Source organism: Streptomyces sp. B3I8 (genome assembly GCF_030816915.1).
GTDB lineage: Bacteria > Actinomycetota > Actinomycetes > Streptomycetales > Streptomycetaceae > Streptomyces.
In genome coordinates this window covers 2,886,842-2,906,752 of sequence record NZ_JAUSYN010000002.1, presented here as the reverse complement: position 1 = coordinate 2,906,752, position 19,911 = coordinate 2,886,842, and the positions used below count along the sequence as shown (strand labels likewise).

General features: G+C 70.7%; 23 protein-coding genes and 1 pseudogene. 12 read left to right on the top strand and 12 right to left on the bottom strand.

Annotated elements, in window-relative coordinates; all coding sequences use genetic code 11:
* Positions 1-49 precede the first annotated feature (49 nt).
* The gene (locus QFZ64_RS14895; protein ID WP_307065897.1) at positions 50-832 is read left to right on the top strand and encodes a hypothetical protein; all 783 of its coding nucleotides are present in this window, start codon (positions 50-52) and stop codon (positions 830-832) included.
* Positions 833-964: 132 nt separating this feature from the next.
* The gene (locus QFZ64_RS14890; protein WP_307065896.1) at positions 965-1,471 is read left to right on the top strand and encodes a hypothetical protein; all 507 of its coding nucleotides are present in this window, start codon (positions 965-967) and stop codon (positions 1,469-1,471) included.
* On the opposite strand, the gene QFZ64_RS14885 is transcribed toward QFZ64_RS14890, so the two are convergent.
* Both QFZ64_RS14885 and QFZ64_RS14880 read right to left on the bottom strand, forming a co-directional pair.
* On the bottom strand, positions 1,449-1,655 hold the full coding sequence (locus QFZ64_RS14885; RefSeq protein WP_307065894.1) for a DUF397 domain-containing protein: 207 nt from the start codon (positions 1,653-1,655) through the stop codon (positions 1,449-1,451). The genes QFZ64_RS14890 and QFZ64_RS14885 overlap by 23 nt on opposite strands.
* A gap of 7 nt (positions 1,656-1,662) precedes the next feature.
* Complete coding sequence (locus QFZ64_RS14880) at positions 1,663-2,514, bottom strand: helix-turn-helix transcriptional regulator (RefSeq protein ID WP_307065892.1); 852 nt, start codon at positions 2,512-2,514, stop codon at positions 1,663-1,665.
* Positions 2,515-2,748: 234 nt separating this feature from the next.
* Between QFZ64_RS14880 and QFZ64_RS14875 the strand changes: the two genes are divergently transcribed.
* The 3 genes from QFZ64_RS14875 to QFZ64_RS14865 are packed head-to-tail and all read left to right on the top strand — an operon-like array spanning position 2,749 to position 4,419.
* Positions 2,749-3,183, top strand: a complete 435-nt coding sequence (locus tag QFZ64_RS14875) for an ATP-binding protein (RefSeq protein ID WP_307065890.1) — start codon at positions 2,749-2,751, stop codon at positions 3,181-3,183.
* Between the two features lie 32 nt (positions 3,184-3,215).
* The gene (locus tag QFZ64_RS14870; RefSeq protein ID WP_307065889.1) at positions 3,216-4,112 is read left to right on the top strand and encodes a hypothetical protein; all 897 of its coding nucleotides are present in this window, start codon (positions 3,216-3,218) and stop codon (positions 4,110-4,112) included.
* Positions 4,113-4,152: 40 nt separating this feature from the next.
* The gene (locus QFZ64_RS14865) at positions 4,153-4,419 is read left to right on the top strand and encodes a hypothetical protein (RefSeq protein ID WP_307065886.1); all 267 of its coding nucleotides are present in this window, start codon (positions 4,153-4,155) and stop codon (positions 4,417-4,419) included.
* A 61-nt stretch (positions 4,420-4,480) separates the two neighbouring features.
* On the opposite strand, the gene QFZ64_RS14860 is transcribed toward QFZ64_RS14865, so the two are convergent.
* Together QFZ64_RS14860 and QFZ64_RS14855 are read right to left on the bottom strand one after the other, a co-directional pair.
* Positions 4,481-4,825 (bottom strand): hypothetical protein, encoded by a 345-nt coding sequence (locus QFZ64_RS14860; RefSeq protein WP_307065885.1) that lies wholly within the window; start codon positions 4,823-4,825, stop codon positions 4,481-4,483.
* A 21-nt stretch (positions 4,826-4,846) separates the two neighbouring features.
* Complete coding sequence (locus tag QFZ64_RS14855) at positions 4,847-6,526, bottom strand: sodium:solute symporter family protein (protein WP_307065882.1); 1,680 nt, start codon at positions 6,524-6,526, stop codon at positions 4,847-4,849.
* Positions 6,527-6,690: 164 nt separating this feature from the next.
* On the opposite strand from QFZ64_RS14855, the gene galT reads away from it, so the two are divergent.
* The 3 genes from galT (at position 6,691) to galK (ending at position 9,949) form a co-directional block, all read left to right on the top strand.
* On the top strand, positions 6,691-7,752 hold the full coding sequence (gene galT, locus QFZ64_RS14850) for a galactose-1-phosphate uridylyltransferase (RefSeq protein WP_307065880.1): 1,062 nt from the start codon (positions 6,691-6,693) through the stop codon (positions 7,750-7,752).
* Positions 7,749-8,714: a UDP-glucose 4-epimerase GalE gene (gene galE, locus QFZ64_RS14845; protein ID WP_307065878.1), complete on the top strand. Its 966-nt coding sequence runs from the start codon at positions 7,749-7,751 to the stop codon at positions 8,712-8,714. The genes galT and galE overlap by 4 nt, the downstream gene beginning before the upstream one ends.
* Before the next feature lie 62 nt (positions 8,715-8,776).
* Positions 8,777-9,949, top strand: a complete 1,173-nt coding sequence (galK, locus tag QFZ64_RS14840; RefSeq protein ID WP_307065876.1) for a galactokinase — start codon at positions 8,777-8,779, stop codon at positions 9,947-9,949.
* Positions 9,950-10,113: 164 nt separating this feature from the next.
* On the opposite strand, the gene QFZ64_RS14835 is transcribed toward galK, so the two are convergent.
* The 4 genes and pseudogenes from QFZ64_RS14835 to QFZ64_RS14820 all read right to left on the bottom strand — a co-directional run bounded on the left by QFZ64_RS14835 (position 10,114) and on the right by QFZ64_RS14820 (position 14,573).
* Positions 10,114-10,722: an ALF repeat-containing protein gene (locus QFZ64_RS14835; protein WP_307065874.1), complete on the bottom strand. Its 609-nt coding sequence runs from the start codon at positions 10,720-10,722 to the stop codon at positions 10,114-10,116.
* A gap of 191 nt (positions 10,723-10,913) precedes the next feature.
* Entirely contained in the window at positions 10,914-12,989 is a 2,076-nt protein-coding gene (locus QFZ64_RS14830) for a glycosyltransferase family 4 protein (protein WP_307065872.1), read from the bottom strand.
* Between the two features lie 364 nt (positions 12,990-13,353).
* A pseudogene (locus tag QFZ64_RS14825) lies at positions 13,354-13,707 on the bottom strand (VOC family protein); the annotation flags it as partial.
* Between the two features lie 32 nt (positions 13,708-13,739).
* A complete protein-coding gene (locus tag QFZ64_RS14820; protein ID WP_307065870.1) occupies positions 13,740-14,573 on the bottom strand; it encodes a trans-aconitate 2-methyltransferase in 834 nt (277 codons plus the stop codon).
* Between the two features lie 173 nt (positions 14,574-14,746).
* Between QFZ64_RS14820 and QFZ64_RS14815 the strand changes: the two genes are divergently transcribed.
* Positions 14,747-15,244 (top strand): MarR family winged helix-turn-helix transcriptional regulator, encoded by a 498-nt coding sequence (locus tag QFZ64_RS14815; protein WP_307065868.1) that lies wholly within the window; start codon positions 14,747-14,749, stop codon positions 15,242-15,244.
* On the opposite strand, the gene QFZ64_RS14810 is transcribed toward QFZ64_RS14815, so the two are convergent.
* Positions 15,203-15,979: a response regulator transcription factor gene (locus QFZ64_RS14810; RefSeq protein WP_307065866.1), complete on the bottom strand. Its 777-nt coding sequence runs from the start codon at positions 15,977-15,979 to the stop codon at positions 15,203-15,205. The two genes, QFZ64_RS14815 and QFZ64_RS14810, sit on opposite strands and share 42 nt — an antisense overlap.
* Positions 15,980-16,243: 264 nt before the next feature.
* On the opposite strand from QFZ64_RS14810, the gene QFZ64_RS14805 reads away from it, so the two are divergent.
* On the top strand, positions 16,244-16,687 hold the full coding sequence (locus QFZ64_RS14805) for an N-acetyltransferase (RefSeq protein ID WP_307065863.1): 444 nt from the start codon (positions 16,244-16,246) through the stop codon (positions 16,685-16,687).
* Positions 16,688-16,696: 9 nt separating this feature from the next.
* Here the strand turns inward: QFZ64_RS14805 and QFZ64_RS14800 are convergent, their stop codons facing one another.
* Positions 16,697-17,203 (bottom strand): MarR family winged helix-turn-helix transcriptional regulator, encoded by a 507-nt coding sequence (locus QFZ64_RS14800; protein WP_307065861.1) that lies wholly within the window; start codon positions 17,201-17,203, stop codon positions 16,697-16,699.
* Between the two features lie 71 nt (positions 17,204-17,274).
* Between QFZ64_RS14800 and QFZ64_RS14795 the strand changes: the two genes are divergently transcribed.
* Entirely contained in the window at positions 17,275-17,643 is a 369-nt protein-coding gene (locus tag QFZ64_RS14795) for a VOC family protein (RefSeq protein WP_307065859.1), read from the top strand.
* A gap of 14 nt (positions 17,644-17,657) precedes the next feature.
* Here QFZ64_RS14795 and QFZ64_RS14790 read toward each other — a convergent pair whose 3' ends face one another.
* Positions 17,658-18,410 (bottom strand): ATP-binding protein, encoded by a 753-nt coding sequence (locus QFZ64_RS14790; RefSeq protein WP_307065858.1) that lies wholly within the window; start codon positions 18,408-18,410, stop codon positions 17,658-17,660.
* Positions 18,411-18,732: 322 nt separating this feature from the next.
* A complete protein-coding gene (locus QFZ64_RS14785; protein ID WP_307065857.1) occupies positions 18,733-19,002 on the bottom strand; it encodes a hypothetical protein in 270 nt (89 codons plus the stop codon).
* Positions 19,003-19,146: 144 nt separating this feature from the next.
* On the opposite strand from QFZ64_RS14785, the gene QFZ64_RS14780 reads away from it, so the two are divergent.
* Positions 19,147-19,905, top strand: coding sequence for a GntR family transcriptional regulator (locus QFZ64_RS14780; protein WP_307065855.1), 759 nt, complete (start codon positions 19,147-19,149; stop codon positions 19,903-19,905).
* The last annotated feature ends 6 nt before the right edge of the window (positions 19,906-19,911 follow it).

Sequence of the window (19,911 nt, the reverse complement as noted above, 5' to 3'; positions counted from 1 at the left end):
ACTTGTTGAACTTCGCTCAAAAGCGCTGCCCGAAAGGTGAGGCATCCCCTTGCCCAGACACATCCTGCCCGCCACCGTCCCCTTCGTCGCCCTCGCGGCCGTCCTGCTCACCGCCTGCGGCGGTACGGACTCCGACTCCTCCGACTCCTCCACGTCCGACGGGGCCAAGGCCCCCGCCTCCGCCGCGGCGGCCGCGCCGCTGAGCGCCGCCGGGCTGACGTCGAAGGCGCTGACGAAGACCGACGTCAAGGGCTTCCTGGTCAGCGAGCCGACCAAGGAGGAGACGGTCACCGCGGACAAGGTCGCCTCCAAGCGCGAGGACTGCGCACCGCTCAGCCTCTCCCTGTCCGGCGTCGCCCTCGACGACCCGAAGGCGACCGTGCAGCGCCGGGCCACCGGCAAGAAGAAGGCACCGGCCGGCGCCGAGAAGGACGTCGACGCCGCCGTGGACGCGGCGTTCGACACGACGACGTCCGTCATCACCCTCGCCTCCTACGCCGACGAGGCCGCCGCGAAGAAGGCGCTGGCGTCGATCGGCAAGAGCGTCACCGCCTGCGCGGGCGGCTACACCTTCACCGCGATGGGCGCCGAGCAGAAGCTCACCAAGGTCGCCGCCGACACCGCCCCCGAGGCGGGCGACGAGGCCGTCGCCTTCACCGCGGCGGTCCAGCAGGACGGCATGCCCAAGCCCGGCCCGATGAAGGTGACCGCCTTCCGCACGGGCACGACGGTCGCGTACGTGAGCAGCGTCAACCCCGCGGCCCTGCTGAAGGGCGGGGACTTCGAGTTCCCGACGGTCCTGGTGGAGACCCAAGCGAAGAAGCTGGGCTGAGCGGCCGGACGGCCGGGCGGGGGCGGGACCGGGGGCACGCCGGTCCCGCCCCCGCCTGTGTACAATTCCGCCACTTCTGGCCGGACTTGGGGCCGGTCGGCTCGGTGGTGCGTGGGGCGGGGGGCTGGTGCCGTGAGCAGCGACAGCGGTAAGTGGGAGTGGAAGCATCACCTGGTGCTCGCGGCGTGGATCACCGGCGGCTGCGGCGTGGTGGCGGCGGTCCTGTACAACCCCGACTCCATACCCGACCTGGTGGACCGCGTACGCGGGAACGTCCCGTCCAAGGTGACCTACACCCTCGACTACCACGACGTCGGGGCGGTCAAGCAGCCCACGACGACGGTCAAGGCCGTACTGACGGACGACGTCGAGTACATCAAGGGGAGCACGTACTACTACGACGTGGGCGGCAAGACCTGGCGACTGGTCGAGGGCGACAGCATCGTCACCAAAGGGCTCGATCTGCACGGTGACACCAAGGTGCGGTTCTCCGCGCACGTCTCCCACACGAAGCACTACGTCTGTGGACCCGACGGGGTGTCCATCAGCCTGAACGCCAAGACGGCCAAGGGCGCCATGGTGAAGAAGGACGAGCAGGCCTGGTCGTCACTGCACATCACGACGGAGTGCCAGTCATGACGACGCCGTGACGTATGCGGTGCAGGAGGTGGGCCAGGGCGACGGGCGTGGTGGTGAGGCGCACGTCCGGGTCGTCGCTCTCGCGGAGGTGGAGGGTGGCGGGACCGGCGGCTAGCTCGACGCAGGCGTTGCCGTCGCCGCCACCGGAGTAGGACGACTTCTGCCAGTTCCACTGGGTGCCCATGTGCGCTTCACAGCTCCTTCGCCAGCTTGTGGATGAGGTCCCGCGAGGGGCCTTGTGCGAGAGACCGTGCTTCTACCCTATGGAAGTGAGCGCGAAAGGTCCCCAGTTGCGCCTCGGCATCGATGAAGACCGTGCCGTGGGGTGCGTCGCGCACGACGGTGTCCAGCTTGGAGACGGCTCCGCCCGCATACACCATGGTGGCCCCGGCGCTGGCGAAGCTGTCCAGGTCCAGGGGAACGACTCGGACGGTGATGTGGTCCGCTTCCGACAGGTCGAGCACGTGGGCGAGTTGTCTGCGTGAGGCGACTCGATCACATGCTCTGATGCGGAGTGCCGCCTCGTGGATGATGGCGACATAGGGAATCGGGGTCGGGCCTTCGATGACCGCTCTGCGTTGCACTCGGTGGCGTACGCGCAGGTCGAGATCTCTCTCGGGCAGGGCGGGAACTCTGTCCGCGAAGAGAGCGCGGGAGTAGTCCTCGATCTGCAGCAGACCGGGGATGAACAAGAAGTCCATGTCCCACCGGTACGTGGCATGGTGCTCCAACTCGGACAGGTCGAGAAACGAATCCGGCAGCGCACCCCGGTACTCCTCCCACCAGCCGCGCGTCCGGTCCGTCGCCATCGCGACCAAGGCGTTGACCAATTCCACGTCCACACAGCCGTAATGTGCGGCGAGACGTCGTACGCGCTCCTCACTCACGCCTGCGATGCCCGCCTCGATCTGGCTCATCTGTACGGAGTCGGCGCCGAGCAGCGCCGCGGCCTCGCGCGCTTTCAGCCCCGCCGCCTCGCGGAGTTTCCGCAGCTCGATGCCCAATCGCACCTGGCGCGCGGTCGGCTGACGTCGACGCGGCATGACGCTCCCCCTTGCCCTCAAGCTCCTGCGGCGGTTACTCGTTCAGGGGGAGATTACGGCAGCGACTTGCGGAGTCCTAAATTTAGGTCATACCGTCAGTGACGCGACGCACACGCTGCGGAACCGCCGGAACATCCGGAAGCGCACCGATCCGTCCTGCCACGACGGCTGAGGCATGCCACCGTCCGGGAGCCGCGCGCATCTCACCCCCGCTCCACCGAACGGAGTTCACGCATGCCCGAGAACGGGACCGGAACAGGATTCACCGCACCCTGGGAGTACTCCCTGTACATCCCCAACGACCCGCGCGCCGTCACCGTCAGCCGTCGCACCCTGCGGCTCATCCTCACCCTGCACGGACTGATCCGCGTCGTCGACGTCGCCGAACTGCTCGCGGCGGAACTGGTCGCCAACGCCGTACGGCACACCGAGGGGCCGGCGGCGTTGCGGGTGCGGTGGTCGGCGGGGGTGCTGCGGATCGGGACATGGGACACGGACCCCAGGTCGCCCGAGCCGGTGGACCCGACGGCGGCGGACTGTGCGGCCGACCTGGAGGAGGGCCGAGGCCTCACCCTCGTCCGCGCCTGCGCGGACCTGTGGGGCTGGCACCCCCTGTCCACGGAGGGCAACCGGGGCAAGTACGTGTGGTGTGACCTGGCGACGGTGTGATCGTTGAGCAAGTCGGAAAGAAAGGAGGTTCGATGGTCAGCTCTTCGCACGAAGGACTGCATCGGGTCTTCCAGAAGGACCCCGCACTGCTCACGCGGGCCTGCCAGAACCTGCTGCACGTCCCGTTCCCCAAGCCGCGCGAGTTCGCGGTGCTCAACGCGGACCTCACGGAGATCGAACCGATCGAGAGACGCGTGGACACCCTGCTGAGGGTGGACACCGACGAGGGTAACTTCCTGCTGGTCGTCGAGGCGCAGGGGCGCAAGGACGAGAGTAAGCGCAGCAGTTGGCCGTATTACCTCTCCTATCTGCACGCGAAGTTCGGTCTGCAGCCCGTGCTGATCGTCGTGACTCAGAGCCGCTCCACGGCGAGGTGGGCGGCGCAGCACATCCGGTACGGGCTTCCGGGGTGGCCTTCGGTCATCATCAGGCCGATGGTCCTCAGCCCGGAGAACGTGCCGCTGATCACCGACGAGAAGGAGATCGCGAAGGACATCACCCTCGCGGCCTTCTCGGCCATGACACACGGGCGCGGCCCGGACGCCGCCGCCATACTGGAACCCCTGGCCGAGGCGCTGGAGACTTTCGACTCCGAGAACGCCACGGTGTTCGCACACCTTGTCGAGTCGTGCCTGGTGGACGACCAGGCGAGGAAGATCTGGAGTGGTCTGATGGCACCAGTGAAGTACTTCTTCAACAGCCCGGTCGCCCAGGAGGTCCGAGAGGAGGGCCGAGTGGAGGGCCGAGTGGAGGGCCGAGTGGAGACGCAGGCTCGTATGACGCTCAATGCCCTGGAGTGCCGTGACATCGAGGTGCCCGAGTCCGTTCGCGCGCGGGTCATGTCCTGCACCAACACGGACCAGCTCGATCTCTGGTTCCGGCGCGCCATGCACGCGACCACGGCGGAGGACCTGTTCGTCGGCGAGTGATCGTGCGAGCGGCAAGGCAACCGTAGAACAGGGGGACGCCGTGGCTCGGCGGCAGATCAACTACTTCTTCAACAGTCCCGTGGCCCAGCAGGTGCGGGAGGAAGGCAGGGTGGAGGGCCGCGAGGAGGAAAGGGCGCGGATGCTCGTGGCCATCCTCGAATGGCGCGGCATCGAGGTGCCCGCCGTCGTCCGGGAAATGGTGGACATGGCCGACATGGACATCCTCGACTGCTGGGCCGAGCGTGCGGTGAGCGCCACCTGTCTTGACGACGTGATGCACAGCGTGCCCCGGCGCGCCCAGCCGTAATGGGGCCGGTGTCCGTCTCTGTGGACACCGGCCCCGTACCGCCGAGCTGGAGCCGTCCCGCCTACTTCTGCTCGAGTACGTCCTCCTCCGTCACTTCCGGCGGCTCCGTGGGGCGGAGCCAGAGCCAGGCGAGGAAGAAGAGGCCCAGGAGCAGCATGCCGATGCCGGTCCACAGGTTGATGTTGACGCCGACCGCCTTGTCGATGTCCGCGTCGGAGGCCGTGATGCCGGCGATCGTCACGATGATCCCGTAGAGCACGAACAGGCCGCCGATGATGCGGCGGATGTCGAACAGGCGGGCGGCCGTCGCGGACTTCGTCTGGAGTTCGGCGACCTCGCGCTGGAGGTCCTTCTCGGACGACGCCCGACGGTGCTGGTCGTCGTCCCGGGGGAATTGCTCAGCCATGGTGTGTCAGCCCCTCGGCCGTCAGATCGAGAACGGGATGTAGCACGCGGCGGCCAGGACGACCGCGCCCCAGCCGAGCAGCGCCGGACGCCGGTACCACGCGTCGTCACCCTTGGCGGGCGGCTCCTCCATGCCGGGCGAGCGCGTGCCGTAGACCAGGCCCTGGAGCTCGTCCGCCGGCTTCGGCGCGGTGAACAGGGTGACCACGACCATCACCACCGCACCGGCGACGAAGCCGGCGATCGCGGAGACGAAGTTGGCGCCCTGGTCGGTGGGGATGTCGACGATGCCCTGCTTGTAGAAGACGAAGTAGTTGACCATCGCCGCCGTCGTACCGGCCAGCAGCCCCCAGAACCCGGACTTCATGGACGCCCGCTTCCAGAACATGCCGACGATGAAGACGACGAACATCGGCACGTTGAAGAAGGAGAACAGCGTCTGCAGGTAGCTCATGATGTTCGAGAACGACGAGGCCAGGAACGCCGTGCCGACGGACACCGCGACACCGATGACGGTGATCAGCCGGCCGAACCGCACGTAGTAGCCGTCCTCGCGGTCGCGCACCACGTAGCGCGCCCAGATGTCGGTGGTGAACACCGTGTTGAACGACGACACGTTGGCCGCCATGCCCGCCATGAACGCGGCCAGCAGACCGGTGACCGCGATGCCGAGCATGCCGTTGGGGAGCAGCTCCTGCATCAGGTAGGGGATCGCGTCGTTGTACTGCAGCTTCGAGTGGGGTGTGCCGATGTTGGGCACGAGGACGGCGGCGACCAGGCCCGGGATCATGACCAGGAAGACGATGAAGATCTTCGGGAACGCCGCGATCAGCGGGGTGCGCTGCCCGGCCGAGAGGTTCCTCGCGGACAGCGCGCGCTGCACCTCGGCGAAGTTGGTCGTCCAGTAGCCGAACGACAGTACGAAGCCGAGGCCCAGTACGATGGTCAGCCAGTTCGCGCCGAGCGGGTTGGCGCTGCCGATCCCGGTGCCGCCCCACGCGGTGACGAAGTTGTCCCCGTGGGACTTGGTGAGCGAGTCGGTCAGACCGTCCCAGCCGCCGACCCGCTTCAGGCCGAGCGCGGCGAGCGGGATGAGGGCCGCGAGGATCACGAAGAACTGCAGCACCTCGTTGTAGATCGCGGAGGACAGACCGCCCAGGGTGATGTACCCCAGGACGAAGGCGCCGGCGACCAGGATCGCCACCCACTTCGGCCAGCCCAGCAGCGCCTCGACGACGATCGACAGGGCGTAGAGGTTGACGCCCGCGATCAGCAGTGCGGCGAAGGCGAACAGGGCCGAACTGAGCAGGTGGGCCCACTTGTCGAAGCGGAGCAGCAGGAACTCGGGGACCGAGCGGACCTTGGAGCCGTAGTAGAAGGGCATCATCACCAGGCCGAGGAAGACCATGGCGGGGATGGCGCCGATCCAGTACCAGTGCACGGTGTAGACGCCGTACTGGGCGCTGTTGGCGGCCATGCCGAGGATCTCGGTGGCGGCCAGGTTGGCCGAGATGAACGCCAGGCCGGTGATCCAGGCGGGCAGCGAACGCCCGGAGAGGAAGAAGTCGAGGCTGGTCTTCACCGAGCGGCGGGCCGCGAAGCCGATGCCCAGGACGACCACGAAGTAGATGCCGAGGATCGTGTAATCGAGCCAGTTGGTGGGGAGCCGTAGCTCGGCTGCCAGATATGTGGGGGTCTGCATGCGTACTCGCTTCGTCGCGTGAACGGATCAGGGCGGAATTTACGCCTCCGTGTTCAGAAAATGAACACCCCTGTTGGTTGTTTTTGTGGGATTGTGATGTTGACCTTCGAGAGGTGGCATGGTTTGTTATGTTGGGTTCTGTTGGAAGATTGGGGTAAGGCGCCGTGAAGAAGACCTCGACCCGGTTGGCCGACGGGCGTGAGCTGATCTATTACGACCTGCGTGACGACACCGTGCGCGACGCCGTGGACCGGCGTCCGCTGGAGCGCACCGTCACCACGTCCGAGATCCGCCGCGACGTGCTGCTCGGCGACGCGGTCGCCGTCGCCTCCCACCGGCAGGGCCGCACCTACCACCCGCCGGCCGACGAGTGCCCGCTGTGCCCCTCCCGGGGCGAGCGGCTCAGCGAGATCCCCGACTCCTCCTACGACGTCGTCGTCTTCGAGAACCGCTTCCCCTCGCTGGCCGGCGACTCCGGCCGCTGCGAGGTCGTCTGCTTCACCTCCGACCACGACGCGGCCTTCGCCGACCTCACCGAGGAACAGGCGCGACTGGTCCTGGACGCGTGGACCGACCGCACGGCCGAGCTGTCCCATCTGCCCTCCGTCCAGCAGGTCTTCTGCTTCGAGAACCGCGGCGCCGAGATCGGCGTGACACTGGGTCACCCGCACGGGCAGATCTACGCCTACCCCTTCACCACCCCCCGCACCGCACTGATGCTCCGTTCACTCGCGGAACACCGGCGGACGAGCGGCGGGGAGAACCTCTTCGACGCCGTCGTGGAGCGGGAGAGCACGGGTGATCGGCTGGTCCTGGAGACCGCCCACTGGGTGGCCTTCGTGCCCTACGCCGCCCACTGGCCCTACGAGGTCCACCTCTACCCGCGTCGCCGGGTGCCCGACCTGCTCGCGCTCGACGAGGCGGCGCGCACAGAGTTCCCCCAGGTCTATCTGGAACTCTTGAGGCGCTTCGACCGGATCTTCGGCGACGACGAGCCCGCGACGCCCTACATCTCGGCCTGGCACCAGGCCCCGTTCGGCGCGCTGGAGGAGTTCGACGGCGTGAGCCGGGACGACTTCGCGCTCCACCTCGAACTCTTCACCATCCGCCGCACCGCCGGAAAGCTGAAGTTCCTCGCGGGTTCCGAATCCGGCATGAATGTGTTCATCAATGACGTGCCGCCGGAGACCGCGGCCCGGCGACTGCGAGAGGTAGCGAGTTCATGAGTGGCAAGTACCTGGTCACCGGCGGCGCCGGTTACGTCGGAAGTGTCGTGGCCCAGCACCTGCTGGAGGCCGGCCACGAGGTGGTCGTCCTGGACAACCTCTCCACCGGCTTCCGCGAGGGCGTCCCGGCGGGTGCGGCCTTCGTCGAGGGCGACATCCGCGACGCCGCCAAATGGCTGGACCCCTCCTTCGACGCCGTCCTGCACTTCGCCGCGTTCTCACAGGTCGGCGAGTCGGTGGTGAAGCCGGAGAAGTACTGGGAGAACAACGTCGGCGGCACGATGGCGCTGCTCGCCGCGATGCGCGAGACGGGCGTGCGCACGCTCGTCTTCTCCTCGACGGCCGCCACGTACGGCGAGCCCGAGCAGGTCCCCATCCTGGAGACCGCGCCGACGAAGCCCACCAACCCCTACGGCGCCTCCAAGCTCGCGGTCGACCACATGATCAGCGGCGAGGCGGCCGCCCACGGCCTGGGCGCGGTGTCGCTGCGCTACTTCAACGTGGCCGGTGCGTACGGGGAGTTCGGCGAACGGCACGACCCCGAGTCGCACCTCATCCCGCTCGTCCTCCAGGTCGCCCAGGGCCGCCGCGAGGCGATCTCCGTCTTCGGCGACGACTACCCGACACCGGACGGCACCTGCGTGCGCGACTACATCCACGTCGCCGACCTGGCCGAGGCCCACCTCCTCGCCCTCACCGCGGCCGTGCCCGGCGAGCACCTGATCTGCAACCTGGGCAACGGCAACGGCTTCTCCGTCCGCGAGGTCGTCGAGACCGTCCGCCGGGTCACCGGCCACCCGATCCCCGAGGCCGTGGCCCCGCGCCGCGGCGGCGACCCGGCCGTCCTGGTCGCCGCGGCGGACACGGCCCGCGAGAAGCTCGGCTGGAACCCGTCCCGCGCGGACCTCGCGGGGATCGTCGCCGACGCCTGGCGGTTCGCCCAGGCGCGCGAAGCCGAATGACACGCACGTACAGTCAGCGCGTACGCTCGCAACGAGTGGTAGCGAAGGGTCAGGAACAGGGCATGAGTGAGGCTGTCGCCAGAGCCGCCGACGAGGTGGCCGACCGGTTCCAGGAGCTGTACGGGACCGGACCCGAGGGGGTGTGGGCCGCGCCGGGACGGGTGAACCTCATCGGCGAGCACACCGACTACAACGACGGCTTCGTCATGCCGTTCGCCCTGCCGCACACCACCGTCGCGGCGGTCGCCCGGCGCGAGGACGGCCGCCTAAGGCTGCACTCCGCCGACATCGACGCCGGCCCCGTCGAACTCTCCCTCGACGACCTCGCCCCCGAGACCGACAAGAGCTGGACCGCCTACCCGGCCGGCGTGGTCTGGGCACTGCGCGAGGCCGGCCACGAGATCGACGGCGCCGACATCCACCTGGCCTCCACCGTCCCCTCCGGCGCCGGCCTGTCCTCCTCGGCGGCCCTTGAGGTCGTGGTCGCCCTCGCCCTGAACGACCTGTACCGACTGGGCCTGCGCGGCTGGCAGTTGGCCCGTCTGTGCCAGCGTGCCGAGAACGTCTACGTCGGCGCCCCCACCGGCATCATGGACCAGACCGCCTCCGCCTGCTGCGAGGACGGCCACGCCCTCTTCCTCGACACCCGGGACCTCTCCCAGAAGCAGATCCCCTTCGACCTGGCGGCCGAGGGCATGCGGCTCCTTGTCGTCGACACCCAGGTCAAGCACGCCCACAGCGACGGCGAGTACGGCAAGCGCCGCGCCGGCTGCGAGAAGGGCGCGGCACTGCTGGGCGTCGACGCCCTGCGTGACGTCGCCTACGACGACCTCGACGCGGCACTGGACCGGCTCGGCGACGAGGACGAGGTCCGCCGCCTGGTCCGCCACGTGGTCACGGAGGACCAGCGCGTGGAACGCGTGGTGTCGTTGCTGGAATCGGGCGACACCCGCGGCATCGGCCCCGTCCTCACCGAGGGCCACGCCTCCCTGCGCGACGACTTCCGCATCTCCTGCCCCGAACTCGACCTCGCCGTCGACACGGCCCTCGCCACCGGCGCCCTGGGCGCCCGCATGACAGGCGGCGGCTTCGGCGGCTCCGCCATCGTCCTGACGGAGGAAGCGGCCGTCGACCCGATCACGAAGGCGGTGGAAGCGGCCTTCGCCAAGGCCGGCTTCACCACCCCCCGCACCTTCACCGCGGTTCCGGCGGCAGGGGCACACCGGGTGCGGTAGCGGAGCATGGCAGTGGGGGCGCCCGATGGTCTTTGGGCGCCCCCACTCGCACGCTGTCTCCAGGGTCTTCCGTTCGGATCAGGCCGGCTGGGAGGCGCGGTGCGTCTTCGACCGACCCGTGCCGGACCCCGCGACGCCGGAATGATCCGAACGAGAGGCCCTAGCTAGCCGTCGACCTCGTACTGGCCGACCTCCAGGAAGTGACGGAGGGCCTCGGGGGTGCCGTCGTCCAGGACCGCGTTGATCGCGGCGCGCATGGCGGGGGTGATCTCGGGGTCGGCGAGCATCTGGAAGAGGGTGAAGCGGTCGTCCTCGGCCTGGGCGAGGCGGTAGCCGGTCTCCAGGAACGCGCGGGCGGCCTCGGGGGTGCCCGCGTCGAGGGCCTCGGCAGCCTCGCGGTAGACGGCCCTGCCGGACGCCGGCTTGCCGATGATGGTGAAGATCGCGACCTGGTCGTCCTCGAACTGCGCGAGGCGGTAGCCGGTCTTCAGCCAGGCGCGCATCTCCTCCACCGTGCCGTCGTCGAGGAGGGCGTTCGCCTCCTTGGTGACCCGCTTGCCGCTGTCCGGGTTCGCCAGGATGCGCAGGACGGCGATGCGGAGGTCGTTGATGTCCATGTCGTCGTAAGGGGACCCGGCGCCCGGGTCCGTGTCCGACACGGCGGCGGCCGGGACGGCGGTCGTCGCGCCGGCGGCGAAGGACGGGGTGGAGAACAGCAGCGCCGGGGCGAGGGCACCGGCGGCCACGGCGAGCGTCACACGGGTCAGTCTCACGAAGTCGAACCACCTTGAGGTCGAGGGGCGTCGGGGCCGCGAGTCCGGGGCCCGGGGCCGTGCCGCCCGGTCGGACGGGGCGGGAACAGCATGGCAACCGGGCGTGGTCCGGGGCACTGCCCGGACCACGCAGTCTTCACCGGTTGTTCGTTGCCGACGGCTGCCGGGTCCGCGTGACGTCCTACGTCGTCCTACGCGGTCTCCGGGCGCACGCTCAGCGCCAGTGCGTTGCTCGCCGTGAAGTACGGCTTCACCCGGTGGCCGGCCACCGCGGTGTCCGGCAGGACGTCCGTCTTCTTCCGGTCGGCCAGGTCCCCGCCGATCCGTCCCAGCGGCACCGGCGGCTCCAGTCCGGGACCCGTCAGCCGCAGGTCCCACGGCTCGTCCTCGCCGGTGCTCCGGCGGACCAGCTCCTCGTAGGGGAGGTCGAAGGCGAACCCGTCGCCGGCCGTCGGCCGCACGGGCACCACGACCTCCGGCGCCTCCTTCGACCGCGTGGACGCGGTGACCCGCGCGCCCTCCGGCAGCGCGGTCCCGTACAGCGTCGCGGTCACCGTCAGCGCTCCCTCGCCGTCGTTGTCGACGCGGATCTGCCCGACCTCGGCGTGCGTGGGGCGCAGCCAGGCGCGCAGGGCGAGGAAGCCGTCGGTGGTGGTGTACGGGATCACGGAGCTCACGCCGTGCGGGCCGACGGCGGGCTCCAGCCCGACCAGCGCGGCCTGTTCGACGATCCGGGCGGTGATCCGCCGCCGCTTCGTCGCCGTGCCGCCCGCCGGCACCAGGTAGCAGTCCCAGCGGCCGTCCGGCAGCACGTGCTCGGCACGGGACAGCAGGACGCCCCGCTTCCTGCCGTCCTCCGGCACCGGCACCCGGACCTCCCGGCCCTCCGGGTCGCGGCGCAGCCGCAGCAGCAGTTCGCGGGGCCCGCCCGGCAGCCGCCCGCCCCGGCCGGGCCGCACGAGGATCCCGCCGTCGGCGGTCGACGTGGCGCACAGGGCGAGGGGCGGCGGGGACGGGACGGCGGTGGTGGCCACGGGCGTGGGCGCGGGGGCCGGGGTGTCGCGCTCCCGGCTCAGCCGCCCCCGTACCCGCGCGGCGGTCCCGGCGAGCGTCCGCCGGCGGGCCTGCGCCAGTTCCTCGAAGAGCGTCTCGTACCGCGCGGCGATGGCGTCCGGCGCGTACGCGCGGGCCTTGTCCCGGGCCGCCTCGCCGAGCCGACGGCGCAGCGGCTCGTCCGCGATGAGCCGCTTCAGCGCGTCGGCGAGCGCGTCCGCGTCACCGGACAGCGGGGTGAGCAGGCCGTCCCGCTCGTGGCCGATGATCTCGGCGGGCCCGTGCGGGCAGTCGGTGGCGACGACCGGGACCCCGCAGTGCATGGCCTCGACGATGGTCATGCCGAACGACTCCATGTCGGAGGAGACGGCGGCGACGGCGCCCTTGGCCCACTCGGTCTCGATCGGTGAGACCGCCCCCATCAGGAACGCCCGGTCGTACAGGCCGAGTTCGTCGATCTGCCGGCGCAGGGCCGCCTTCTGGACGCCCCGTCCGTACAGCCGCAGCGTCCAGTCGGGGTGCTCGGCGGTGACCTTGGCGAAGGCCGTGATGAGCCGGTCGTAGCGCTTGACGGAGATGAGGCGCCCGGCGGCGACGATCGTGCGGGAGTCGAGGGTGGAGGGGGCCACGTCCGGGGCGGGCACGCTGTTGGGGATGCACATGATCCGCGTACGGACGCGGCGCAGGGCGGCGCGGTAGGCGGCGGCATCGGCCTCGGAGACGGTGAGGAAGGCGTCGAGACCGGGGACGGCCGCGTTCTGGTCCGCACGCACCTGTTCGTCGTGGGCGCCGAGGCTGAGGTGTTCCTGACCGAGGCGGAGGTAGCGGCTGCGCCGGCCGTCGCGGGCGAGGTGGCCGTTGAGGTCGGGGCGGGTGGCGATGACCACGTCGGCGTCGGTGTCGGTGAGGTACTGGGTGATGCGTCGGTCCTCCAGCGCGGTGTACGGACCGGCGGGCGGATAGGTGAACATGGTGCTCGGCCGGCGGGTGAGCTCGTGGTCGCCCTCGTACTCCGGGGAGCCGGGGCGGAGATCGACGAGCGGGGTGATCGTCACCCGTGGGTCGAAGGCGAGCCGCGGGGCGTCCTGGGACCGCTGGACGCTGACGACCTCGACCTTGTGGCACCGCTCGGCCAGGGCGCCGGAGAGGTTGGCCGTGGCACGGATGGTGCCGCCGATGCCGTAGGCGTTGTGGAGCAGGAACGCGATCTTCATGGAATTCCCCGAGCCGTGCGCCACGTCCGACCGCGTCCCCCGCACGCTGCTCGAACGTGGCGAGGTCAGTGCAGAAGCGATGGGTGAGCTGTGAACAGGATCGGATGATTATATGAGGTAGGTGAGGGGCGAACGGTCAGGGATCATGTGGGTGTCACCTCATTCCGACGGAATCCGCCATTCCGGCGGGATTCGGTCCGTCCCGCATTTGTTCCGCCGGGGTTCCGTCCGCCCCGGATCCGTTGTTCCGGCGGGTCCCGGACCGTCTCAGGCCGGTTCCCCCCGTCCGCGGGTGCGGAGTGACGGGCGTCGTCCGTGTGCCCCCCCGCGTGCTGTCGCCCGGCGGCGTACCGTCCGCGACCGTCGGCTCCAGGAACTCCAGCCGGTTGCCGACCGGGTCCTCGGAGTAGAAGCGGCGGTGGCCGGGGAGGGTGTCGTCCCAGGTGACCCGGGCCCCGCGGGCGGTGAGGAGGGCCGCGTACGCCTCGATGCCGGTGACGCGCAGCCCGGGGTGCGCCTTGCGGGCGGGGCGGAAGTCCTCCTCGATGCCCAGGTGGAGCCGGACGGCACCGGCCTCGAACCAGCAGCCGCCGCGTGCGGCGAGCACCGGCGGCTTTGGCGCCTCCGTCATGCCGAGCACCCCGGCGTAGTACGCGCGCAGCCGGTCCTCGGAGCCGGGCGGCGCGGCCAGCTGCACATGGTCGACGGCGGCGAGCATGCCGCCCTCCCGGCGGGTGACGGGCGTGGGCATCACGCCTCACCACCCTTGCGGGCGACGGCGAAGACGCGGCGGAACGGGAACACAGTGCCGTGCGCGGTGGCCGGGTAGGCCTCGCGCAGGGCGGCGCGGTATTCGTCGACGAAGGCGTCCCGGGCCCCGGGGTCGTCGCCGAGAGCGGTGAGCACCGGGCGCAGACCGGTGCCCTTGACCCAGTCGAGGACCGGGTCCTCGCCGGTCAGCAGGTGCAGATACGTCGTCTCCCACACGTCCGCCGCGCAGCCGAGGCCGGTCAGGGCCTCCAGGTAGACGGCGGGGGAGTGCACGGCGTCGTCGTGCCGCAGGGTGTCCGTGAGCCGGCTCCGCCAGCGCGGGGAGCCGGCCAGTTCGCGCATCAGCCGGTGGCTGGGCGCGTCGAAGTTGCCGGGCACCTGGAAGGCGAACGTGCCGCCGGCGGCGAGCGCCCCGATCCAGCGCGGGAAGGCGTGCAGATGGTCCGGCACCCACTGCAGCGTGGCGTTGCTCAGGAGGAGGTCGTACGGCTCGGGTGGCGTCCAGGTGCGCGCGTCGGCGACGGCGAAGTCGAGCCGGCCGCCGCCGGGGGTGGGGCCGGCGTGGGCGACGGTGGCCGCGTCCAGCATCTCGGCCGAGTTGTCGTAACCGGTGATGCGCGCGGTGGGCCAGCGGTCGGCGAGCAGCACGGTGACGTTGCCCGGGCCGCAGCCGAGATCGGCGATGCGCGGCGGACTGCCGGGGAGATCGGGGAGATCGGGGACGCGGGCGAGCAGGTCGACGAACGGGCGGGCGCGGTGCCCGGCGTGCCGCAGGTACTGGCCCGGGTCCCAGACGGGGGTGGTGAGTGCCATGACGGCTCCTCCGAATCGGTGCGGTGCGGTGCGGTGAGGTGCCCGAGGTGACACCGATGCCGATCGCTGTTGCTGTTCATCTCAACGAGGATTTATCTCGACGTCAAGATAGTGAACATCAAGAGGGTGTACGTCAAGAGACTTCACGTCGACACAACCACTACACTGATCGTATGGAGGACGAGGTCGATCGGCTGGTCGCAGCATGGCGTCGGGAACGCCCGGACCTCGACGTGGAGCCGCTGGAGGTACTCAGCCGGGTGAGCAGACTCGCCCGGCACCTCGACCGTGCCCGCCGGCTGGCGTTCGCGGAACACAGCCTGGAACCGTGGGAGTTCGACGTGCTCACCGCGCTGCGTCGGGCCGGCGTCCCCTACCAGCTCTCCCCGGGACAACTGCTGACCCAGACCCTGGTCACCTCCGGCACGATGACCAACCGCATCGACCGCCTGGCCAAGAAGGGACTGGTGGAGCGGCTGCCCGACCCCACCGACCGGCGCGGCGTGCTGGTCCGGCTCACCGAGGTGGGCCGGGACCAGGCCGACCGCGCGCTGGCCGGGCTGCTCGACCAGGAGCGGGCCCTCCTCGCCGAGCTGAGCAGCGCCCAGCGCGCCGAACTGGCTGGACTGCTACGCCAGTTGACCGCCCCGTTCGACAACATCCCCGGTTAGCTTCAGGTCGACGGGCCCCACGCCGGCCCGTCGCGCGAGGGCGACGGCGGCCAGCGTGGAGTGCACGCCGAGCTTGCCCAGCACGTTCTGCATGTGCGTGCGGACGGTGTGCGGGGAGAGGAACAGCCGTTCGGCGACGGCCTTGCGCCCCAGCCCGGCGACCATGCAGCGCAGCACCTCGCGCTCGCGCGGGGTCAGCGACTCCACCAGCCGCTCGCTCTCCGTGCGGTGCTTGCGCGCGGCGGTCAGCTCGCGCAGCACGCCGGTGAGCAGGGCGGGCGGCAGATGCGTCTCGTCGCGCAGCACGCCGCGGATGACGGTGAGCAGCCGGACCAGCGAGCAGTCCTTGGCGACCCAGCCGCACGCCCCCGCCTGCAGCGCGAGCGCGGCACGGCGCGGGTCGTCCTTCTCGGCGAGTACGACGGTCCGCACCCCGGGGTGGACGCTGCGGACGCCGGTGACCAGGGAGATCCCGTCGACGACGCCGTCCTCACCCACCGGCTGCACGGGAACGGCGGCGGGCCGGGCCGGGGGCGCTGCGCACCCCAGATCGGCGTCGACGAGCATGACGTCGAATCTGCGGCCCTCCGCCACCGCCCGCTCCAGGCAGCGCAGCGCCGCCGGGCCGCTGCCGGCCGCGGAGACCTCGACGTCCGGCTCGGCGGCCAGGGCCGCGGCGAGCGACTCGGCGAAGATGCGGTGGTCGTCGACGACCAGGACTCGGATGCGCACCACTGAATTACCCCCACAGGTCGGGGGACGGCCGGAGCGGGTACGCCGCCCGGAGCCCCCGAGCGGCCGGCTCGGGACACAGGGCGTCGCAGCCGCACGGCCGCCGCCGTGCTGACACTGCTACCCCCACTCCGGGTGTCGTACCCGACTGTTTCGCCCCCTGATCGGCACCGGCCCCCACCGGCACCGTTCTCAGAGTAGGGCGGCGTGCGCGGAGCGGAAGCGAATTCGCGGAACTGCCCGTCCGGCGCGTTTATGGTGAGCCGTATGTTTCGTATCGAGACAGAAGTCGACAACGAGCGGCGCGATCTGCTGCGGAGGCGACTGCGCGACACGAACACGGCGGCCTCCCCCGTCCTGCGCGCCCTGCGCGGCACGCCCGGCGCCCGCGAGTCCCCGCTGCACGTGTGGGCCCTCGGCGACTCCGGTTCACTGGCCGGCGGCCTGGTCGGCCACACCTGGGCGACGTGGCTGCACGTCACCTACCTCTGGGTCGACGAACCGTTCCGGGGTACGGGCCTGGGCGCCCACCTCCTGGCCCGGGCCGAACACCTCGGCCGCACGGAGCGCGCGTGCACCGCGTCCCGCGTGGAGACGTGGGACTTCCAGGCCCCGAAGTTCTATGCGAAACAGGGCTACGAGGAGGTCTGCGTGATCCCCGACTACCCGCCGGGGATCACGGAGTACACGCTGGTGAAGAGGTGGAGGTAGGTCGGCCGGTCACGCCGTCACGCCGCCCCCGCGCTCGTCCCCGCCCTCGCCCTCGTCCCCGCTCTCGCCCCCGCGCAGGGAACGGACCATGCTCCGCAGCAGCCGGAACGCCTCCGCCTGCTCGTCCCCGCTCAGGCCGGAGACCATCCTGACCTCGACGGACCGGACCGCCGCCGTCGCCGCCTCCAGACTCCGTCGGCCACGGGGCGTGAGCCGCGCGGGCAGCACCTTCCCGACGGGCGCCTCCGCGGGCCGGGTCACATAGCCGTCCCGTTCCAGGTTCTTGAGCAGAGTGTTCATCGACTGCCGGGTCACGAACGCGCCCCGCGCGAGCTCGGAGTTCGACAACCCCGGCCGCTGGGCCAGCAGTTCGAGGCAGGAGTAGTGCGTCACGCTCATCCCGAGCGGTCGCAGCACCTCCTCCATGGCCACGCGCAGCGCGCTCGAAGCCTCTTTCAGCAGGTACCCCAGTGATCTGTCCAGGTCGACGCCGGGCCCGATCTCGCCTTGCCTCATGTCAGTATTCTGACATACATTGGCTGTGTCAGGAATCTGACACGGATGCCACGGACAGAAGGAGCACCACCATGCCCGCCACCGGCCCCGACTTCATCTCCCTCCAGGTACGCGACCTCGACGCCTCGCAGGCGTTCTACGAGCAGTACCTCGGCCTCGTCCGCTCCCAGGCCGGCCCCCCGCACGCCGTCGTCTTCGAGACGAAGCCGATCGCGTTCGCACTGCGCGACATCGTCCCCGGCACCGACCTCGCCTCCGCCGACCGGCCCGGCATCGGTGCCGCGCTCTGGTTCCACGCCACCGACGTCCAGGCCGTCCACGACGCCCTCGCCGCCGACGGCCACACCATCGTCTCCGCGCCGATCGACGGCCCCTTCGGCCGCACCTTCACCTTCGCCGACCCCGACGGCTACCACGTCACGCTCCACGACCGCGTCTGAACGAAGGTCCGAGGTCATGACGTTCCTCGCGTCCGCCGGGGGTGCGAGGCGTACGTCGGCCGGACGGCGACCTCCGCCCACACCGTCAGGCCGCCGTCGGCTGCCCGATGGGTGCCCCAGCGGGCGGACAGCGCGGCGGTGAGGAGCAGGCCGCGCCCGTCCTCCCGCTCCGGATCGGGTTCCGGTACCGCCGTGACGGACGTGCCGCCCCGCCCCTCGTCACCGACCCCGAGGGTGACCCTGTCGGGGGTGAGCGCGCAGGCCACGGTGATGCGGTGACTGCCGCTGTGCTCCAGGGCGTTGGCGACGAGCTCGCCGGTGATCGTCTCCACGTCCTCCGCCACGGAGACCGGCAGCTCCCATCCTTCGACCACGTCGCGCACCCGGTGCCGGGCGGCGGGTGCGGAGGCGAGGTCGTCGCCGGGGAGGGAGAACCGGACGCAGGCGAACTGCGGCGGGGCGAGCTCGCGGCCCGGGCCCGGCACGGTTCCGGGGGGCCCGCCCGCACGGTTCCCGCGCGCCCGCGCGATGAGCAGCGCGTCCGCGAGGGCGTCGGCCAACTGCCCGATCAGTGTGGGGGTGTTGTGCGCCTCGTCCTCGGCGGCCAGTGCCTCCCTCGTCCGACCGAGCAGCAGCTCACCGAGGCGGAGCTGCATGTCCTCGACCCGGTCGGCGAGCCGGGACACGGTCCCGTCGCCGTCGGCCAGAAGAAGACAGGGCTGCCCGTGCGCCCCGACCCAGGGCAACAACCGCACACCGCCGGTCACGCGACGGCTCCCGCGCGCACCCGGAGCCCCCGGCTCGCGCCGCCACCCTCGTACACCGCGACGTAGGGCCGGACCAGCAGGTTGGCGGCCCCGTCGAGAGGCTCGTACCAGCGGCGGACGGTCGGGGCGAGGGTGAGCCCGGTGACGCCTGGACCGGGCGCCGGGCGCTTCGGGGGCCGGGGCGGAGCCCCGCAGCGAGAACTCTTCTGTGCCGTGGTGGCGCGGTGTCTTCCTCTCGGGGCGCGCAGGGTGAGGACGGTGCGGAGAAGACCGCCTGCACCGCGTACGTGTGTGGTCGTGCGGAGTATGTGATGACCTCTCATCAGGAGCAGGAGTTCACGTCTCGTGTCGACGCCCGGCCACAGTCGATCTCGGCCCAGACGACCGCACCGCGAGCCGTCACGTCGTGGCCGTAACGGTCGGCGTCGGCGAGAACGGTGAGCAATGACCGCCGGGCGGCTTCCGTCAGCCGCTCGGGCAGTGCGGCCGTCACCCGTACACGGCCGGGCAGTTCCTCGGTGCGGGCCTCACGACCGGTCACTGCGGTGAGCCCGGCGGCCAGGGCGACCGCCCGCACCTTCCCAGCACGCAAAGAAGCCCCCCGTAGTGGTGCAAGCACTCAACGTATTGCTACTTCAGTAGCTTTCACCTGATGCAGTAACTTGTCAACGTCGCTGGAACTCCCGGAATCGGGAACGAACACCCGTCCACGGCAGCGGAAACGGAGAGCCCGCCCATGCCCCGAGAGGCGCCGTACCTCGAAGTGGCCGACTCGCTGCGTGCCCGCGTCCTCGCGGGGGAATGGGACGTCGGAACGCGGCTGCCGTCCCGTGCCCAGCTCGCCCAGGAGTACGGCGTCGGCCGCAACGTCACCCAACGGGCCATGGACCGGCTGATCGTGGAGGGGCTCCTCGAAGGGCGGGCGGGTTCGGGAACCTATGTACGCAGGCCACGCGAGCGGCTGCGCATGGTCCGCTCCCGGCATCGCGAACGCCGGGGCGGATCGCCCTTCCGTGCCGACATGAGGGAGCAGGGCCGCAGCGGGACGTGGGAGTCGCACAGTCAGGCGCGGGTGCCCGCACCGGAATCCGTCGCGGAGCGACTCGCCATCGATCCCGGAGATCTCTGCGTGACCACGCGCTACGAGTTCCTGGCCGACGGGCAGCCCGTCCAGCTCTCCCAGTCCTGGGAACCGATGGCCATCACGGACGGAACCCCGGTCGTGCTGCCGGAGATGGGACCGCTCGCGGGAGCCGGAGTGGTCGAGCGGATGCGCGCGATCGGCGTGGAGGTCGACACCGCGGTCGAGGTGCCACGCGCCGCCCGTGCCACCCAGGCGCAGGCGAACCTGCTCGGCATCAGCGTGGGCGATCTGGTGCTCCAGATCGAGAGGACCTACTACGACACCGACGGACGCCCGGTGGAAACCGCGGACATCACGGTCCCGGACGTGCGCTGGGAAGTGGCCTACGAGTTCGGGGTGGAGTCACCGTGACTCCGC

Excerpts from the sequence above, each read along its gene's own strand:
- QFZ64_RS14855 (WP_307065882.1), bottom strand. The coding sequence starts at position 6,526 with ATGCAGACCCCCACATATCTGGCAGCCGAGCTACGGCTCCCCACCAAC.
- QFZ64_RS14805 (WP_307065863.1), top strand. The coding sequence starts at position 16,244 with ATGTTTCGTATCGAGACAGAAGTCGACAACGAGCGGCGCGATCTGCTG.
- QFZ64_RS14800 (WP_307065861.1), bottom strand. The coding sequence starts at position 17,203 with ATGAGGCAAGGCGAGATCGGGCCCGGCGTCGACCTGGACAGATCACTG.
- QFZ64_RS14830 (WP_307065872.1), bottom strand. The coding sequence starts at position 12,989 with ATGAAGATCGCGTTCCTGCTCCACAACGCCTACGGCATCGGCGGCACC.
- QFZ64_RS14815 (WP_307065868.1), top strand. The coding sequence starts at position 14,747 with ATGGAGGACGAGGTCGATCGGCTGGTCGCAGCATGGCGTCGGGAACGC.
- QFZ64_RS14780 (WP_307065855.1), top strand. The coding sequence starts at position 19,147 with ATGCCCCGAGAGGCGCCGTACCTCGAAGTGGCCGACTCGCTGCGTGCC.
- galE (WP_307065878.1), top strand. The coding sequence starts at position 7,749 with ATGAGTGGCAAGTACCTGGTCACCGGCGGCGCCGGTTACGTCGGAAGT.
- QFZ64_RS14820 (WP_307065870.1), bottom strand. The coding sequence starts at position 14,573 with ATGGCACTCACCACCCCCGTCTGGGACCCGGGCCAGTACCTGCGGCAC.
- QFZ64_RS14885 (WP_307065894.1), bottom strand. The coding sequence starts at position 1,655 with ATGGGCACCCAGTGGAACTGGCAGAAGTCGTCCTACTCCGGTGGCGGC.
- QFZ64_RS14860 (WP_307065885.1), bottom strand. The coding sequence starts at position 4,825 with ATGGCTGAGCAATTCCCCCGGGACGACGACCAGCACCGTCGGGCGTCG.
- QFZ64_RS14870 (WP_307065889.1), top strand. The coding sequence starts at position 3,216 with ATGGTCAGCTCTTCGCACGAAGGACTGCATCGGGTCTTCCAGAAGGAC.
- QFZ64_RS14795 (WP_307065859.1), top strand. The coding sequence starts at position 17,275 with ATGCCCGCCACCGGCCCCGACTTCATCTCCCTCCAGGTACGCGACCTC.
- QFZ64_RS14880 (WP_307065892.1), bottom strand. The coding sequence starts at position 2,514 with ATGCCGCGTCGACGTCAGCCGACCGCGCGCCAGGTGCGATTGGGCATC.
- galK (WP_307065876.1), top strand. The coding sequence starts at position 8,777 with ATGAGTGAGGCTGTCGCCAGAGCCGCCGACGAGGTGGCCGACCGGTTC.
- QFZ64_RS14875 (WP_307065890.1), top strand. The coding sequence starts at position 2,749 with ATGCCCGAGAACGGGACCGGAACAGGATTCACCGCACCCTGGGAGTAC.